The sequence below is a fragment of the Gordonia sp. 852002-51296_SCH5728562-b genome, from assembly GCF_001665475.1.
Lineage (GTDB): Bacteria > Actinomycetota > Actinomycetes > Mycobacteriales > Mycobacteriaceae > Gordonia > Gordonia sputi.
The window spans coordinates 1-15,425 of the sequence record NZ_LZMI01000038.1; the positions used below are offsets into that span (position 1 = coordinate 1).

12 protein-coding genes and 1 pseudogene are annotated in these 15,425 nt (G+C 65.8%); 12 read left to right on the top strand and 1 reads right to left on the bottom strand.

Translation table 11 applies throughout. From position 1 onward, the window contains the following. The 4 genes and pseudogenes from A5766_RS07305 to A5766_RS07320 form a co-directional block, all read left to right on the top strand. The coding region (locus A5766_RS07305) for an AMP-binding enzyme (protein ID WP_156527405.1) at nucleotides 1–423 on the top strand (423 nt) is incomplete at its 5' end. A gap of 119 nt (nucleotides 424–542) precedes the next feature. Beyond that, nucleotides 543–2,378, top strand: a complete 1,836-nt coding sequence (locus A5766_RS07310) for a DUF3556 domain-containing protein (RefSeq protein ID WP_005205363.1) — start codon at nucleotides 543–545, stop codon at nucleotides 2,376–2,378. A 3-nt stretch (nucleotides 2,379–2,381) separates the two neighbouring features. Further along, the gene (locus tag A5766_RS07315) at nucleotides 2,382–3,803 is read left to right on the top strand and encodes a phytoene desaturase family protein (RefSeq protein WP_005205365.1); all 1,422 of its coding nucleotides are present in this window, start codon (nucleotides 2,382–2,384) and stop codon (nucleotides 3,801–3,803) included. Next, nucleotides 3,800–5,094: pseudogene (locus A5766_RS07320) on the top strand (PucR family transcriptional regulator). The gene A5766_RS07315 and the pseudogene A5766_RS07320 overlap by 4 nt, the downstream one beginning before the upstream one ends. Nucleotides 5,095–5,219: 125 nt before the next feature. Here A5766_RS07320 and A5766_RS07325 read toward each other — a convergent pair. After that, nucleotides 5,220–6,143: a phosphatase PAP2 family protein gene (locus A5766_RS07325; RefSeq protein WP_039855360.1), complete on the bottom strand. Its 924-nt coding sequence runs from the start codon at nucleotides 6,141–6,143 to the stop codon at nucleotides 5,220–5,222. 299 nt (nucleotides 6,144–6,442) lie between these two features. On the opposite strand from A5766_RS07325, the gene A5766_RS07330 reads away from it, so the two are divergent. The 8 genes from A5766_RS07330 to A5766_RS07365 all read left to right on the top strand — a co-directional run bounded on the left by A5766_RS07330 (nucleotide 6,443) and on the right by A5766_RS07365 (nucleotide 15,140). Continuing rightward, nucleotides 6,443–6,826: a cupin domain-containing protein gene (locus A5766_RS07330; protein ID WP_005205373.1), complete on the top strand. Its 384-nt coding sequence runs from the start codon at nucleotides 6,443–6,445 to the stop codon at nucleotides 6,824–6,826. A gap of 4 nt (nucleotides 6,827–6,830) precedes the next feature. Further along, the gene (locus A5766_RS07335; protein ID WP_005205375.1) at nucleotides 6,831–7,415 is read left to right on the top strand and encodes a dimethylamine monooxygenase subunit DmmA family protein; all 585 of its coding nucleotides are present in this window, start codon (nucleotides 6,831–6,833) and stop codon (nucleotides 7,413–7,415) included. Further along, nucleotides 7,412–8,413, top strand: coding sequence for a PDR/VanB family oxidoreductase (locus A5766_RS07340; protein WP_005205377.1), 1,002 nt, complete (start codon nucleotides 7,412–7,414; stop codon nucleotides 8,411–8,413). The genes A5766_RS07335 and A5766_RS07340 overlap by 4 nt, the downstream gene beginning before the upstream one ends. Continuing rightward, nucleotides 8,389–10,008 (top strand): heme-dependent oxidative N-demethylase family protein, encoded by a 1,620-nt coding sequence (locus A5766_RS07345; protein ID WP_051993793.1) that lies wholly within the window; start codon nucleotides 8,389–8,391, stop codon nucleotides 10,006–10,008. The genes A5766_RS07340 and A5766_RS07345 overlap by 25 nt, the downstream gene beginning before the upstream one ends. Then, nucleotides 10,005–11,006 (top strand): PDR/VanB family oxidoreductase, encoded by a 1,002-nt coding sequence (locus A5766_RS07350; RefSeq protein WP_064904074.1) that lies wholly within the window; start codon nucleotides 10,005–10,007, stop codon nucleotides 11,004–11,006. Before A5766_RS07345 ends, A5766_RS07350 begins: the two co-directional genes overlap by 4 nt. Before the next feature lie 197 nt (nucleotides 11,007–11,203). Continuing rightward, nucleotides 11,204–12,370 carry an acyl-CoA dehydrogenase family protein gene (locus A5766_RS07355; protein ID WP_005204750.1) on the top strand — a complete coding sequence of 389 codons (1,167 nt, stop codon included), beginning with the start codon at nucleotides 11,204–11,206 and terminating at the stop codon, nucleotides 12,368–12,370. 13 nt (nucleotides 12,371–12,383) lie between these two features. Beyond that, nucleotides 12,384–13,832, top strand: coding sequence for an AMP-binding protein (locus A5766_RS07360; protein WP_064904077.1), 1,449 nt, complete (start codon nucleotides 12,384–12,386; stop codon nucleotides 13,830–13,832). A gap of 315 nt (nucleotides 13,833–14,147) precedes the next feature. Beyond that, nucleotides 14,148–15,140, top strand: a complete 993-nt coding sequence (locus tag A5766_RS07365) for a hypothetical protein (RefSeq protein WP_005204746.1) — start codon at nucleotides 14,148–14,150, stop codon at nucleotides 15,138–15,140. Nucleotides 15,141–15,425: the final 285 nt, after the last annotated feature.

A 15,425-nucleotide genomic window follows, 5' to 3' on the forward strand; every position in this document is an offset into this window, starting at 1 on the left:
CGTCCCGACGCCACCGCCAGCACCGTCGTCGACGGCTGGCTACACACCGGCGACGTCGGAACCCTCGACGCCGACGGGTATCTCACCCTGGTCGATCGCATCAAGGACATGATCATCCGCGGTGGAGAGAACCTCTACCCCAAGGAGATCGAGAACGCACTCGCCACCCATCCGTCGGTGCTCGAGTGCGCGGTGGTCGGAGCCCCCGACCCCATCTACGGCGAGGTACCGGTCGCGTTCGTGGTCGCCTACCCGGACCAGCCGGTCCGCGAGGCCGAACTGACCGACCATGTCGCCTCGATCCTCACAAAGGCCAAGCGGCCCAACGAGATCAACGTCGTCGAGCAGCTGCCCCGCAACCCGGTCGGCAAGATCGACAAACCAGGACTACGACGCCAAGTCCGCGAACCCCAACCAACGTAAACCCAGCCAACGTAGAACCCCAGCCAACGTAAACCCAACCCGCACAACACAGTCCGAGCGCCCGACCACGTCGTCGGTCGATGGCGCCTGCCCGAGAACCTTCAGATAAGGAGAACACCATGGGTCTCGTACAACCCGACTTCCCACCGGTCGACCCGGAAACCTTCCTCGACAAGCCATTCTTCGACCGAATGCGCGTGCTCAGCACGCACTGGGCCGAGTACGGATTCGGTACACCCAAGATGCTCCAGGTCATCTACCTGGCGAAGATCCTGGTGCTCTACCTGGGTATCGGTCTGAGCATCGCGACCTTCACCTCCGGTCTCAACGTGCTGCACGTGTCGCAGTGGTGGAACGAGCCGATCATCTACCAGAAGGCCATCCTCTGGACGCTGCTGGTCGAGGTGCTCGGCCTCGGCGGCTCCTGGGGCCCGCTCGCAGGCCACTTCAAGCCGATGACCGGCGGGTTGCTGTTCTGGCTGCGCCCGCAGACGATCCGGCTCCCACCGTGGCCCGGCAAGGTGCCGTTGACCAAGGGCGATTCGCGCACCGTGTTCGACGTCGCGATCTACGCACTACTTCTGATCACAACCGTTGTCGCACTGGTGCTTCCGGGTGTGCAGTCGAGCTGGCTCAACGCTGAGGCACCCACCTCGCACGGCCTGGTCAACCCGGTTCTGATCTACCCCGTGATCGCACTGCTGGTCATCATCGGTCTGCGCGACAAGGTCATCTTCATCGCAGCGCGTGGTGAGCAGTACCTGCCGGCTCTGATCTTCTTCGGCATCCTGCCCTTCGTCGACATGATCCTCGCGCTGAAGCTGCTGATCGTCACGGTGTGGGTCGGCGCAGGCGTTTCCAAACTGGGACACCACTTCTCGATGGTCATCCCGCCGATGATGTCGAATACGCCGTGGCTGACGATCAAGGCCCTCAAGCGCGCGAACTACCGCAACTTCCCCAACGACCTTCGACCGTCGAAGGTCGCAGGCGGTATCGGTCACGTGCTCGGCACCATCGTCGAAATCGCGACGCCGTTGGTCCTGCTGTTCTCGACCAACAAGTGGCTCACACTCGCCGCGGTGGTGTTGATGGTGGGCTTCCACCTGTTCATCTTCTCGACGTTCCCCCTCGCGGTGCCGCTCGAATGGAACCTCCTGTTCGCCTACGCAGCGATCTTCCTCTTCTGGGGCCACCCGGCATGGGACGGCTACGCACTCACAGATACGACGATGCCGTGGGCAATGGTCCTCATCGCCATCGCGCTGTGCTTCTTCCCGGTGCTCGGCAACCTGCGCCCGGATCTGGTGTCGTTCCTCCCGTCGATGCGGCAGTACGCAGGCAACTGGGCGTCGGCCACCTGGGCATTCGCACCCGGCGCCGAGGAGAAGCTGGAACAGCACATCGTCCGGTCGTCGCCCAACACCCGTACGCAGCTGATGGCCACGTACCCGCCCGAGGTCGCCGACGTCGTGATGCATCAGATGCTCGCATGGCGGTCGATGCACAGCCAGGGTCGCGCGCTGTACTCGCTGATGAGCCGCCACCTCGGTGAGGACATCAACACCTACACCCTGCGCGAAGCCGAGTTCGCCTGTAACTCGTTGGTGGCGTTCAACTTCGGCGACGGACACCTGCACGACGCGAAGATGATCGCCGCCCTGCAGCGACGCTGCAACTTCGCCCCGGGCGAGTTCCTCGTCGTGTGGATCGAGTCGCAGCCCATCCACAAGAGCATCCAGGAGTACCAGGTGATCGACGCTGCGCTCGGTGTCATCGAGCGGGGTACGTACCGGGTCAGCGATGCCATCGCCGAGCAGCCATGGCTGCCCAACGGGCCGATCCCCATCAACGTCGAATGGACGCTCGACGTTGACGCGGCCCGCGCGTTGACTGATCCTGAGGTGATGACCGAACCCAAGATGCGCGGTGCAGGCGCGCAGGAACAGGTGTAGCCGGTGACCTCAGCGGTCATAGTCGGCGGCGGGCCCAACGGGCTCGCCGCCGCCCTGCACCTCGCCCGCAACGACGTCGAGGTCACCGTGCTCGAAGCCGCCGACACCGTCGGCGGTGGCGCGCGGTCGGGGGAGCTCACGCTCCCCGGTGTCATCCACGACCACTGCTCGGCGTTTCATCCGCTCGCCGTCGGATCGCCGTTCTGGCGAGACGTCGGACTCGAGCAGTACGGACTCGTGTGGCGGTGGCCCGAGATCGATTGCGCCCACCCGCTGGACTCCGGCGAGGCAGGCCTGCTCTACCAATCCATCGACGAGACCGCCGCGGCGCTCGGAGAGGATGGTCGACGCTGGCGCCTGTTCTTCGGTGATGTGGCAAGCGGATTCGACGACCTGTCCGCCGATCTGCTGCGCCCGATCATCAATATCCCTCGGCATCCCCTGCGGCTGGCCGCATTCGGGCCGCGGGCGCTGCTTCCGGCGTCCGCCGTCGCACGTGTGTTCCGCACACCGCGGGCGCGGGGGCTGTTCGGAGGTATCGCCGCGCACGCGTTCAACCGCTTGGACCGTCCGATGACCGCGTCGCTCGGCATGATGATCGCCGCGAGCGGTCATCGCTACGGATGGCCTGTGGCAGAAGGGGGTTCGGGGGCGATCATCGACGCCGTGGTGTCGGCGCTGCGCTCGTACGGCGTCAAGATCGAGACCGGTGTGCGGGTCAGCGCCCGCACCGATATCCCCGACGCCGAGCTCGTCCTCCTCGACCTCTCACCCGAGCAGGCTCTCGCCATCTACGGCGACGAGATGCCGTCGAGGATCGCGCGTTCGTATCGGCGATACCGCGTCGGATCGTCGGCGTTCAAGGTCGACTACGCGATCGACGGCGACATCCCGTGGACCAACCCGGACTGCGGTCGTGCCGGAACCGTGCACCTCGGCGGCACTTTCGACGAGGTGGCCTCCACCGAAGCCAGTCGCGCCGGCGGTGTCATGGTGCCGAATCCCTTTGTGCTGCTGGGTCAGCAGTACGTCGCCGACCCCACTCGGAGCGCCGGCAACGTCAACCCCGTGTACGCCTACGCCCACGTTCCCAAGGGGTACGAAGGCGACGCCACCGACCTCGTCACGCAGCAGATCGAGCGCTTCGCACCGGGCTTCCGCGACCGGATACTCGCTACGCGCAGCACGGGAACCCGCCAATTGCACGACTACAACGCCAATTTCGCCGCGGGCGACATCATCGGCGGTGCCAACGACGGGCTGCAGATGCTGATGCGACCACGCACAGCACTCGACCCGTACTGGCTCGGCGTCGACGGCGTGTACCTGTGCTCACAGTCGACGCCGCCCGGCGCCGGAGTGCACGGACTGTGCGGTGTCAATGCCGCGACGGCGGCACTGAAAAGGCTGGAGCGCAAGCGGTGAGTGCCTCGGTACCTGGTCTGCCACTGCACGATTCGCAGTTGCCGCCGTCCATCACGCCCGAGATGCGCGCGGCAGTCGCGCAGGTGGGTAAGCGGTTGCGGGAGAACGAGTCCGAGATCGTTCGCTATCTCACCGCGTTGATGGCCCGCGATATCGACCAGCTCGATGTCGATCCCGCACTGGTGGAGATGCTCGAAGCCAGTGTGCACGGCAACGTGTCGACGATCCTGCATGTGCTGAGCAACACATCCCCGTCGAGCACCTCCAACCGACGACTGCCGCGGTCGAGTACGCGCTGCGCCTCGCCCAGCGCGACGTACCGTCGAACTCATTGGTACGTGCGTACCACATGGGGCAGAACGAGATGCTGCGCATCATCTTCGGCTACGTCGACGAGCTCGATCTCTCCAAGCACGAGAGCCTCGTGGTGATGCGTCGAATCTCCGACGTCGTCTCGCAGTACATCGAGTGGATCACCCTCTACGTGTTCCAGGCCTACGAGGACGAGCGTCGACGCTGGATCGGCGCCGAGGGCAACGTCTTGTCTTCGCGCATCCACGAGATCCTTCGGACGCCCGACGTCGACGCCGACTCCTTCGAGCGCGAGTCCGGCTATTCCCTCGACCAACATCACGTCGCGGTGATCATGTGGTCGGATGACGAGGGCTCGAGAGATCTCGCGGTCCTCGACCGTGCCGCGCGGATGATGGCCACCAAGCTGTTTGCCGAGGGGCCACCGCTGATCACCGCGATTGATCGCACCACCGCCTGGGTCTGGCTGCCGCTGGGGCGTAGCAACCGCATCGTGGAGACGTCCGACGTCGCGCAGCGGGTGACCCTGCCGGCAGGCGTGCGCGTGGCGTTGGGACTCAACGCCTCCGGCATCGCCGGTTTTCGACGCTCCCACGAGCAGGCGCTCGCGGCGTGGGGTCTCGCGACGATGCCCGGCAGTCTGGTCGCCGACGTCGTCGGGTTCGGCGACCGCGGAGTGGCTGTGGTGTCGAGGCTGGCCCGCGACCTCGAATTCACCCGCGCGTGGGTTCACGAGATCCTGGGCGCGCTGTCCGAGGACTCACCGAACGCCGCCGCACTCCGCGAGACGCTGTCGGTCTACTTCGCCACCGGCGAGAGCCACCTACACACCGCCGAGAAGCTCAACCTCCACCGCAACACCGTCAAGTACCGCGTCGACAAAGCCATGCGCGACACCCGCACCACCGACCGCCTCGACCTCGCCCTGGCCCTGACCGTGTGCGAGTTCCTCGGCACCGAGGTGCTGGCCCAGGACTGACGTCGACCGGGCGCTAAATACCGCCGACTGGGCGCTCTATCTCGCCGACTGTGCGCTAAATCCCGTCGACCGTGCGCCAAATCCCGCCGACTGTGCGCTCTATCTGGCCGACTGTGCGCCGACGGTCAGCCGACGAGGTGGTGGTCGCGGCGCTGCTGGGCCCACGGATCGTCGACGCGGCTCGCCGCGACCCCGGCGCGGTCGCCGGACTTGAACGCGACCAGGATGCCAAGGCACACGCCGACCACGCCCGCGACGAGAGCGGCAATGACAACCTGCTCGATCCGCGGGTAATACACGGCAACGGTGATCGACGCCGCGACCACAGTCAGAAGGCAGACGGCAAACCCGACGACCCGGGGGACGGTCGTCGTGGATCCGCGGTGGGGGTCGGGTAGCAGCACGGCAGCGCCGACGATGAGCAACGTCGAGATCGCGACATCGCTGGGGCGGTGCCAGCCCGCCGCCACGAGGCCGAAGTCGATGATCGCCGCCCAGGTTCCGCCCAGCGCGGCAACCCACGGACGTAGTAGTGGGGGAGCGGCCAGAGTCACCGCAACGACCAGCGCCGCGATCGCGGCGGCGTGTCCGCTGGGCGCCGAGTTGTTGGTCTCCGCGATCCAGTCGTGGAAACGCGGGCGGTACGTGCCGTCGCGCAGAGCACGGATGAGAACGATGGTGACCGGCGGAAACAGCAGAAGCGTGGCGGCCGTCGCGATCCGTGATCCGACGCCGCGCTGGCCGCGTTCAGAAGGCAACACCGCACCGAGCACTACGAGCAACACGACGATTGCCGCACCGATGACCCAGGTCAAGGGATTCGAGACGACGCTCATAGACAGCCAGTACGGCACCTGCGTCGCGGCCGGGAGTTCACGCCCGTACTCCAGGAGCCGCTGATCGATGACCTGTCCCGCCGATGTCCGCACCGCGAAGACGAAGATGCCTCCTGCTGCGGCGAAAGCCAGGAGCGCTGCCAGCACAGCACTGACCACATACCCAAGGGGTCGGCGGCCACGTGTCTGGCGCACGGCGGACAGAGAACTCACCGGGTCACTGTATCGGCAGAACCTGGGAGAAATCTGGGATGCGGGCGTGGCGAGTCGCCGCTGTTGATCAATTCGTGTCTGTGGATGACGGAATGGTCGCGGCGAGACAGCCGTAGCCGCTTCGTTTCACACGAGTAGACAAAGTGTCACACACGTCAACGCACTTGTCATTCAGCCGAAACACACGCCGGGTCTCATATAAGGGAACGAAGTCCACTCACATGAAATCACCACGAATCGTCGATTAAATCAGGCGAAACGGAGTGAACCGGACTTTCCCCATCAGAATAGGAGAAACAATGTCGATCGACAGCACGAGCGCCCTTGAGTTCCGCGTCACGCCGGGTGCCTGGGAGAACCTCCCCAAGATGCCCGACGCCGAGTACCCCGGTACCGAGGGCTTCATCGGCGATGTCTACGAGAACCCCGACGGCAGCGAGATGTGCAGCGGGTACTTCGAACTCCGCCACACCGACTCGCCGCTCTACTACGAGTACGAGTACGACGAGATGAAGGTCGTCCTCGAAGGCGAGTTCCTCCTCGAGAACAAAGAAACCGGACAGAAGACCGTCGCAAAAGCCAAGGACGCCATCTTCTTTCCCAAGGGCTCCAAGATCTACTTCAGCACCCCCGACTACGCGCTCGCGTTCTACGCTGGCCAGCGCGATTCGACGCTCCTCTAGAACGATGTCGCAGCTCGCATACTCGAGCGTTCCGGCCTGGGCTCGCACGCTGGGTGAGGCCGCACCGCTGAGCACTGACCTTCCCGACGCCACGGGCAGGGAGTACGTGCTCATCGGTGTGGGCGATCCCCATGCGCAGCCCGCGGCCGGCACGCCGTCGGCCGTCGACATGGTGCGCGCGTGGGCACATGCGCTGTCTCCAGAGGTCCGACGATCCGTGCTCCTCGGTGATCAAGCAGACAGTCTCGCCGGCCAGCTTCGAGAAACACTGCGCGACAGCACTGTTGGTGTCCGCGTCGTGATCACCGGACCTGCCGGCTCGTGTCTGCGCTTGCGCGCCACCGCGATCGACGCTGGACTCGAGGACGACGAGATCAGCGTTGTCCCCGTCGGTTCCGGTCCGGTCGACGTCTTCTGCTCACACTGTCGCACCACGACCCGCACGGTCGCGGCCATCGACGACGTGATCTCGTGCGACGGCTGTGCCCGCGACCTCCTTGTCTACTACCACGTTTCCCGACGCACCGGCGCCTTCCTCGGCTTCATGGTCGACGCCGAGACCGCCGAACCCCCAGGAGTCCCGCGATGACAGCACTTGCGGATGCCGACGCCGCGCCCGCCACGCCGCCAACAGCGCCCCGGTCGACGACGCTGATATTGACGGTGACGTCGATCACCAACAGCGCCAACGGGATACGGACGATCACGCTGGCACACCCGAACGGCTCGGCACTGCCCGGATTCGTCCCCGGCAGTCACCTCGTCGTCGCGGCAGGGACACATTCCAACGCCTACAGCCTCGTCTCCGACGGCGCGAATCCCACCGAGTACACCATCTCGGTGCTCTTCGTCGAAGAGGGCAACGGCGGTTCGCGATGGCTGCACGACGAACTCGTCGAGGGCGATCAACTCGAAGTCCGGCCTCCCCGAAGCGCATTCGCCCCCGCTGCCCGCGCCGCGAAACACCTGCTCGTCGCAGGCGGAATCGGGGTGACGCCCATCGTGTCACACCTCCGCGCGGCAGCGAGGTGGCAGCGAAACGTGCAGGTGCTCTACGCATTCCGCCCCGGCTACGCCGCACACGTCGACGATGTGTCCCAACTGGCCGGATCCCAAGCCGAACTCTTCACGACGCGGGCGGAGTTCTCCACGAGACTCGCCGCGACACTCGAAGAGCAACCGGTCGGGACGCATCTGTACGTCTGCGGTCCCGCCGGCTTCATCGATCACGTCCTCGACGCGGCAACCGCTGCGGGCTGGCCGTCGTCGCGTCTGCACTCCGAGCGGTTCGGCATCGACGCGCTGGATGCGGGAGATCCGTTCCGCGTCAAACTCACTCGCAGCGACCGCACACTCGACGTTCCGTCCGGGATAAGCCTCCTCGAAGCACTCGAGGCGAACGACATAGCTGTCCCCAACCTCTGCCGTCAGGGCGTGTGCGGCGAATGCCGGATCGACCTGTGTGGCGGAGACGAACCCATCCATCGCGACCTGTTCCTCACCGATGACGAGAAGAAGTCGCGCACCGCCATCATGCCCTGCGTCTCACGCGCAGGTGCCGGATGCACCCTGGAGGTATCGCTGTGACCACGGCCCCGGTCCGACGAGAGACGACGACCCCAGATCTTCTTTCCGCCTTCCCATTTCCCTTTGTCGACGACATCTACCGGTACAGCACCAACGTCGAACCCGCCAACCAACAGGTGATCACACCCGCCGGCCAGTGGGGAGATTCGGTCGCCGTCATCGACTCCGAGTATCGCAACGAACTCGCCGAACGCGCCGCGGTCCTCGATGCCGACCCGACCCGACGAGCGGTCCTACCGCACATGCGACCCGCCGCCTGGGACGCGCTCATGACCATGCTGCGCGAACTAGCGCACGCCTACCCCGACACCATGCATCTGACGTCGGTCGGACACGACGAATGGCATTGGCGCAACGACCTTCTCGACGACGAGCGCACCTTCCGCTACGGCGAGGAAGCGAGCCTGGGCGACGACCCGCTGCACTACCTCTCGACTCAGGTTCAAGAAGACATCGCCCTTCTCGACCAGCGCGACGACCAGCTCTTCGTCGATGCGGGCGTCATCACCTTCGCCGCCGACTGGAGTTTCGGGTTCGACGTCGGGATGAGCTTCCTGGAGATCCACGGCCCGGTCCCGCGGGTGCGCAAGATGGGCGTCATCACGCGCGCACACGAGTTCCTCAAGCGCCTGCAACCACACGAACCGTATCGCCGTACCAATTGGACGATGACCATCGGACGTCGCCTCGACGTCTCCACAGAGCGCTACCCCGAGTGGGGCCCGGATCGCGAGATGATCCAACATGTCGACGACGCCGAGTTCGGACGTCTCGTGCACCTGCGCGTCGAGGTGCAACACCTCATTCGACTCCCCGATTCCGGCGCGATCATGTTCGTGATCCGCACCTACCTGTTGCCACTGGAGGCATTGGCAACGGTCGAACCGTGGCGGACTCGCGCCGCAGAGGTCTTCGCCGAGCTCCCCGACGACATGGCCGACTACAAGGGCATCATCAAGTACCGCACACGTGCGTCGGAGTGGCTCCGCACGCACGCGGGTCACCAGCCCTCAGCCGACGACAACATGACTCCCACAACAGAACTCGACGCCACGCAAGACATCGCGACAGAACCTACTCACGGCCTGCCCGAGTGGCCGTCGCGACCACCAGAGGTCGACGCCGCGGGATCGGAGTTCCTCATCGTCGCAGCCGGGGCCGCCGACGAGACCGCGCACACCGCACGCGCCTGGGTGCGCACCGCCGAGAGCATCGGCCCGACACGCCTGCTCGTGCTCGACTCACTGACACACGACGACGACCGAACTTCGCTGATCGACGCCCTGGCCGCAACCCACACGGGCGCAAGGATTCTGGTGACCGGGGGCCAGTACGACGTACTCACCGCACTGGCACTAGCACGCGAGTCGGGTGCGATCGCCGACGAACTCGCGGCGTTCGTCACCGACACGACCGATCTCCCGGTGTACTGCGCACACTGCCGGGACACGTTCCGTGGGGTAGGAAGTCCGGGCGGCGTCGTCGAATGTCCGGGCTGCACAAGACGTCTGGAGATCCATGAACACCACTCGGCGTCCCGTGGCAGCTTCCTTGCTTCGGCCGTCGACGCCAGGGACCTGGAGGCACTCTCATGACGATCACGGCGGCACCCGCCCACCTACATGACGGCTATCAGACCGGAGCGCGCACGATGCGAGTCGTCGAGGTTCGACCTCTCACCGACGCCATCACCCACTTCCGCTTCGCGCCCATTGACGGGACGCTGACCTCGTATCAACCAGGTAGCCACCTGATTGTGCAGGCCGGTGCCACGCGTAACGCGTATTCGCTTGTCGACGACGGAATGTATCCCGACTCGTACGGAATCTCCGTGTTGCGCAAAGACACCGGGCGAGGTTCGCAGTGGTTGCACACCAACCTCGTCGAGGGTGAACTGATCGAAATCGAAGGTCCGCGACCGATGTTCGCGCCTGTCCTCGACCAACATCGTGCTCTGCTCGTTGCTGGCGGTATCGGCATCACGCCGATCCTCTCGCACGCCCGTGCCGCAGCGCGAGAAGGTCTGCCGGTGGAGGTCGTGTACTCCTACCGACCGGGGCAGGGCGCACATCTCGACGACCTGCGAGCGCTCGCTGATCTCTCCGACGTGACTGTCTACGAGGCGACCAGTGTCGACGAGACAATCGAGCTCCTCACCAAACGACTTGCGGCCCAACCGCTGGGGACTCACGCCTACGCCTGCGGACCCGCACCGCTACTGGACTCATATACGCGGCTGGCATCAGCCGCAGGCTGGCCGGCAGCGCGCGTCCATCTCGAGCGATTCACCGCACCCGAGCAAGACCCCGGCGATCCCTTCACGGTGAGCTTGGCCGACGGCACTGCGATCGACGTGCCGCCCGGCGTCTCCCTGCTCGAACGATTACTCGACAACGGTGTCGACGTCGGCAACATGTGCAGACAGGGCGTCTGCGGGGAGTGCCGCATCCCCGTGCGCGCCGGCGAGATAACCCACCGCGATTACGTGCTGTCCGACGACGAGAAGGCGGCGGGCGACGCGATGCTCTGCTGCGTCTCGCGCGGCGCAGGCGACTTGGTCCTAGACGTAGCCCGACCCGCCCCGCCCAGCTGATCGACCCGCCCACCGTTGATCGAGCCGACCACCGCTGATCGAGCTTGTCGAGATCACCCACCCGCTGACCGAGCTACACCCCGCTGATCGAGCCGACCACCGCTGATCGAGCTTGTCGAGATCACCCACCCGCCGACCGAGCCGACCACCGCTGATCGAGCTTGTCGAGATCACCCACCCACCGAGGAGCACCCGCCATGGACTTCACTCTCCCCGAGACCGCAACGGCGGTGCGCGATCTCGCCGCCGACATCGCGACCAAGATCAGCACCTCCGAGCGAGTCGCTGCGCTCGAAGCCTCGTCGGCGCCACTCGACGACCAGCTCTGGCGTGAACTCGCAGCCGCGGGCCTGCTCGCTCTCGAACTCCCCGAAACCCTCGCGGGCGACGCCGCAGGCGAGCTCTCGACCGTCGAGAACACCGCCGTCGCAGAGCAACTCGGCACGCACCTCGCCCGCGTCCCCTTCGGACAGCACGCGATCGCGGCCGGCCCGATCCTCGCCCGATACGCCGCCACGACGCTCGCAGCCGAGCTACTGCCCCGCCTCGCCGACGGCACACTCATCGCAACCGCCGCCGTCGAAGAAGACCTCGGCGACGACGCGCTCTCGCCCACAACCACTCTGACCAAAACCGACGACGGATACGTGCTGCGCGGCAGCAAGATCAACGTCGGCTATGCCGCTGCGGCAGGGCTGCTGTTGGTCACCGCACATGATTCCGATTCGGTCGCGGTCGCGGTCGTCGATGCCTCCACCACCGGCATCACGATCACCGAAACCCGCTCCACCGGCCTCACTCCGACCTATCACGTCGAATTCTCCGACGTCGCACTCGACGATGCCCATGTCCTGCACGGCGTCGACGTCGTATCCGACCTCGTCGATCGCCTCACCCTCGCGGTCTGTGCTGAGCAGTCCGGGGTGCTCGCCGCCGCGCTGGACGCCACCGCACGCTACGCCCGCGAACGTGAACAGTTCGGGCGGCCGATCGGCTCGTTCCAGGCCGTCGCGCAGCGCCTCGCGGACGGTTACATCGACGTCTCGGCGCTGTCGCTGACCACCACCCAGGCCTCGTGGCTCCTCGCGCAGTCCGACGAGGGTTCGTCCGGCGACCCCGAACACCCCGAAACCACCGGCAGCGCAGACGTTTCCGCTGCCATCGCGACCGCGAAGTTCTGGGCAGCGGAGTCGGGGCATCGAGTGGCGCACACGGCCGTCCATGTCCACGGCGGCGTCGGATTGGATACGAGCCATCCCACGCACCGATACTTCCTGCGCGCCAAGCAGAATGAATTCACCCTCGGATCTGCCAACACATCGCTCCGACGGCTCGGCGACGCGCTCGCGGCTGACCCCGCATGACGAATATACCGTCGTGACCGTCACCGATCTCCTGTCGAAGCTGGCCGACGTCACCGACCGCGGACTTTACGTCGACGACGAATTCGTCACGTGGAGTGAGCATCTACGACGCTCCGCGCAACGCGCAGCCGCTGTCACCGGCCTGTTGACCGACGGTCGACCGCCCCACGTCGGCGTGCTGATGAGCAACGTCGCCGAGTTCAGCTATCTGATCGCTGCGGCGGCGCTCGGCGAGTTCGTCGTCGTCGGCCTCAACACCACCCGACGTGGCGCCGCCCTCGCCGCCGACATCGCCACCGCCGACTGCGATCTGGTCCTCACCTGCTCCGACACCCGGCACCTCCTCGCCGACGTCGACGTCGGCGCGCGAACTATCGACGTCGACTCCAACGAGTGGCCGAAACTACTTGCACCCCAAGTCGATACACCCGTCAAGTTCCCCGCTTCCGCCGACGACGATCTGCTGATGCTGATCTTCACGTCCGGCACCACCGGCGAACCGAAGGCGGTCCGCTGCACCCATCGCACGTTCGCCGCAAGCGGCACGATGCTCGCCGAACGCTTCGACATCGGCCCCACCGACAACATCTACCTCTCGATGCCGATGTTCCACTCCAACGCCACCATCGCCGGCTGGTCGGTCGCGGTGGCAGGTGCAGCGTCGATCACGTTGCGGCGCAGGTTCTCTGCGAGCGCCTTCCTACCCGACGTTCGCCGCTACGGCATCACCTACGCCAACTACGTCGGCAAGCCACTCAACTACATCCTGGCGACGCGCGAGAACCCCGACGACGCCGAGAACCCGCTGCGGATCGTGTACGGCAACGAGGCGTCGGAACGCGATCGACGACGCTTCGCCGCCCGATTCGGCTGCAGCGTCATCGACGGCTTCGGTTCCACCGAGGGAGGTGTCGCCATCACCCGCACTCCCGACACTCCCGACGACGCCCTCGGACCATTGCGCTCACCGACAGCCATCGTCGACCCGGAAACCGGCGATCCCACACCTCCGGGCGAGATCGGCGAGATCGTGAATACTTCCGGCCCAGGACTTTTCAGCGGCTATTACTGCGACGACGCCGCGACTGCAGAACGCATGCGCGGCGGGGTTTATCACACCGGCGACCTCGGCTGGGTCGACGACTCCGGCTACATTCACTTCGCCGGACGCCTCGGCGAGTGGATGCGCGTCGACGGCGAGAACCTCGGCGCCGGACCGATCGAGCGAATCCTACTGCGCAACAGCCATATCCAACAGGCCGCCGTGTACGGGGTGCCCGTCGAGATCGGCGACGAGATCGAGGCAGTTCTGGTCGCCCCAACACTCGCGCCATCAGAGTTCGCCGACTTCCTCGCCGCCCAGAGCGACCTCAGCCCCAAGCAATGGCCCCACCGCGTGCGCATCGTCGACGAACTACCCGAGCCCGCGACCTGGACGCGCCACGGCCGCACGTACGCCTGACCGCCAACCCCGCCACCGCCGCTTCGCCCGGCCTGCACCGCCCGACCGTCGTCCCTGCCCGCCGCGCAGAAACTAGGGGAAGGATTGTTTCCCCCAGTCTCCGACCTCTCCCCGCCAAACTTCGCGCGGAAACCCCAGAAACCCGAGGAAAGATCGCGCCCCGTGCCCCCGGCCCTATACGCCGGGCTCCCGCGCCCTGCACCCCAACCATCATCGGCACGACGACTTGTCCACAACGCCGCGAAACTGACCTACTTATCCACAGACCGCCGTCGTCGACGACTCCCTTCCGCGACTTTCAGCCACGATCAGTCCGTGACCACATTCCCCGTATCCGACCCCGAAGGGTCCACCTCCGCCAGCCGAATAATCTACCGACGCAGCGTAATCGGCGAGGGCGGCACCGACCGCGACATCCGACGTGCGCTCAAAGAGCGACAGATCGACCGATTGCGCCACGGCTCGTACGTGTCGTCTTCCGCGTACGCCGACCTCGAAGACCACGAACGCACCGAGACCAGATACCGCGACACGGTCGTGGCCGCGGCACGCAGCGGCACCTCCCGCCGATTCCTCAGCCATCAGTCCGCGGCGGCCATGCTCGACGTGCCGCTCCTCGACCCCGACCACTCAGTCGTGCATTTCGTTTCAGAGCGCTCCGGGCGCACGTCGCCGGGACTCGTCATCCACCAGGCACCGATCCCCGACCACCATCTGGTGACCGTCGACGGATTCCAGGTCACGTCGATCGGGCGAACCGTCTGCGACGTCGCACGTCTCGGTACCTTCCGGCAAGCTGTGTGCGCCCTCGACAGCGGGCTCTACCAAGGGCGCATACGCGAGCAACCCGTCGACCTTCAGCCCATCGTCGACGCGCTCGGCCCCTGCCACGGAATCAACGTTCTCCGAACTGCACTGATCCTCGCCACCGACCAGTCGGAATCGATCGGCGAAACGATCAGCCGCTGCGTTCTCTGCGACGCCGAACTCCTCCCGAACCCCGAACTGCAGGTCGTCATCACACTCCCCGACGGCACCACGTACCGCTGCGACTTCGGCTGGCGTGATGCGACGGGCCGACTGCGCGTCGTCGGCGAGTTCGACGGTCGGACCAAGTACCACCGCCAGTCCGCGGCCAGCGGCGGTGCCCTTCCCGAAGACGTGATCTACGACGAGAAGCTGCGCGAGGACGCCATCCGAGCCCGCGACATCGCCGTCGTGCGCTGGAACTGGAACGACCTCGCCGCCCCTCGACGCCTCGTCGGACGAATCTACGATGCGTTGCAGCGCAGCGGCGTCGTCGAGTGACCAGCGACGTCGAGTGTCCGTCCGCGGCACAAACTAGGGGAAACAATCCTTCCCCCACTCCCACACCCTTCCCCGCCAAACAACACGGGGAAACCTCAAAACCCCACGGAAAGAACCCTTCCCCTACTTCCTGCCCGGCCACCAGCCCCGCGCCCGCCCAATCCCGACCCAGCCAACAAAACCGCGATTCGACGTCCCGCCCGCGCAGAAACTAGGGGAAACAATCCTTCCCCCACTCCCACACCCTTCCCCGCCAAACAACACGGGGAAACCTCAAAACCCCGT

Coding starts and splice junctions, on each gene's coding strand:
- A5766_RS07310 (WP_005205363.1), top strand. CDS start 543: ATGGGTCTCGTACAACCCGACTTCCCACCGGTCGACCCGGAAACCTTC.
- A5766_RS07330 (WP_005205373.1), top strand. CDS start 6,443: ATGTCGATCGACAGCACGAGCGCCCTTGAGTTCCGCGTCACGCCGGGT.
- A5766_RS07335 (WP_005205375.1), top strand. CDS start 6,831: ATGTCGCAGCTCGCATACTCGAGCGTTCCGGCCTGGGCTCGCACGCTG.
- A5766_RS07340 (WP_005205377.1), top strand. CDS start 7,412: ATGACAGCACTTGCGGATGCCGACGCCGCGCCCGCCACGCCGCCAACA.
- A5766_RS07345 (WP_051993793.1), top strand. CDS start 8,389: ATGCACCCTGGAGGTATCGCTGTGACCACGGCCCCGGTCCGACGAGAG.
- A5766_RS07350 (WP_064904074.1), top strand. CDS start 10,005: ATGACGATCACGGCGGCACCCGCCCACCTACATGACGGCTATCAGACC.
- A5766_RS07355 (WP_005204750.1), top strand. CDS start 11,204: ATGGACTTCACTCTCCCCGAGACCGCAACGGCGGTGCGCGATCTCGCC.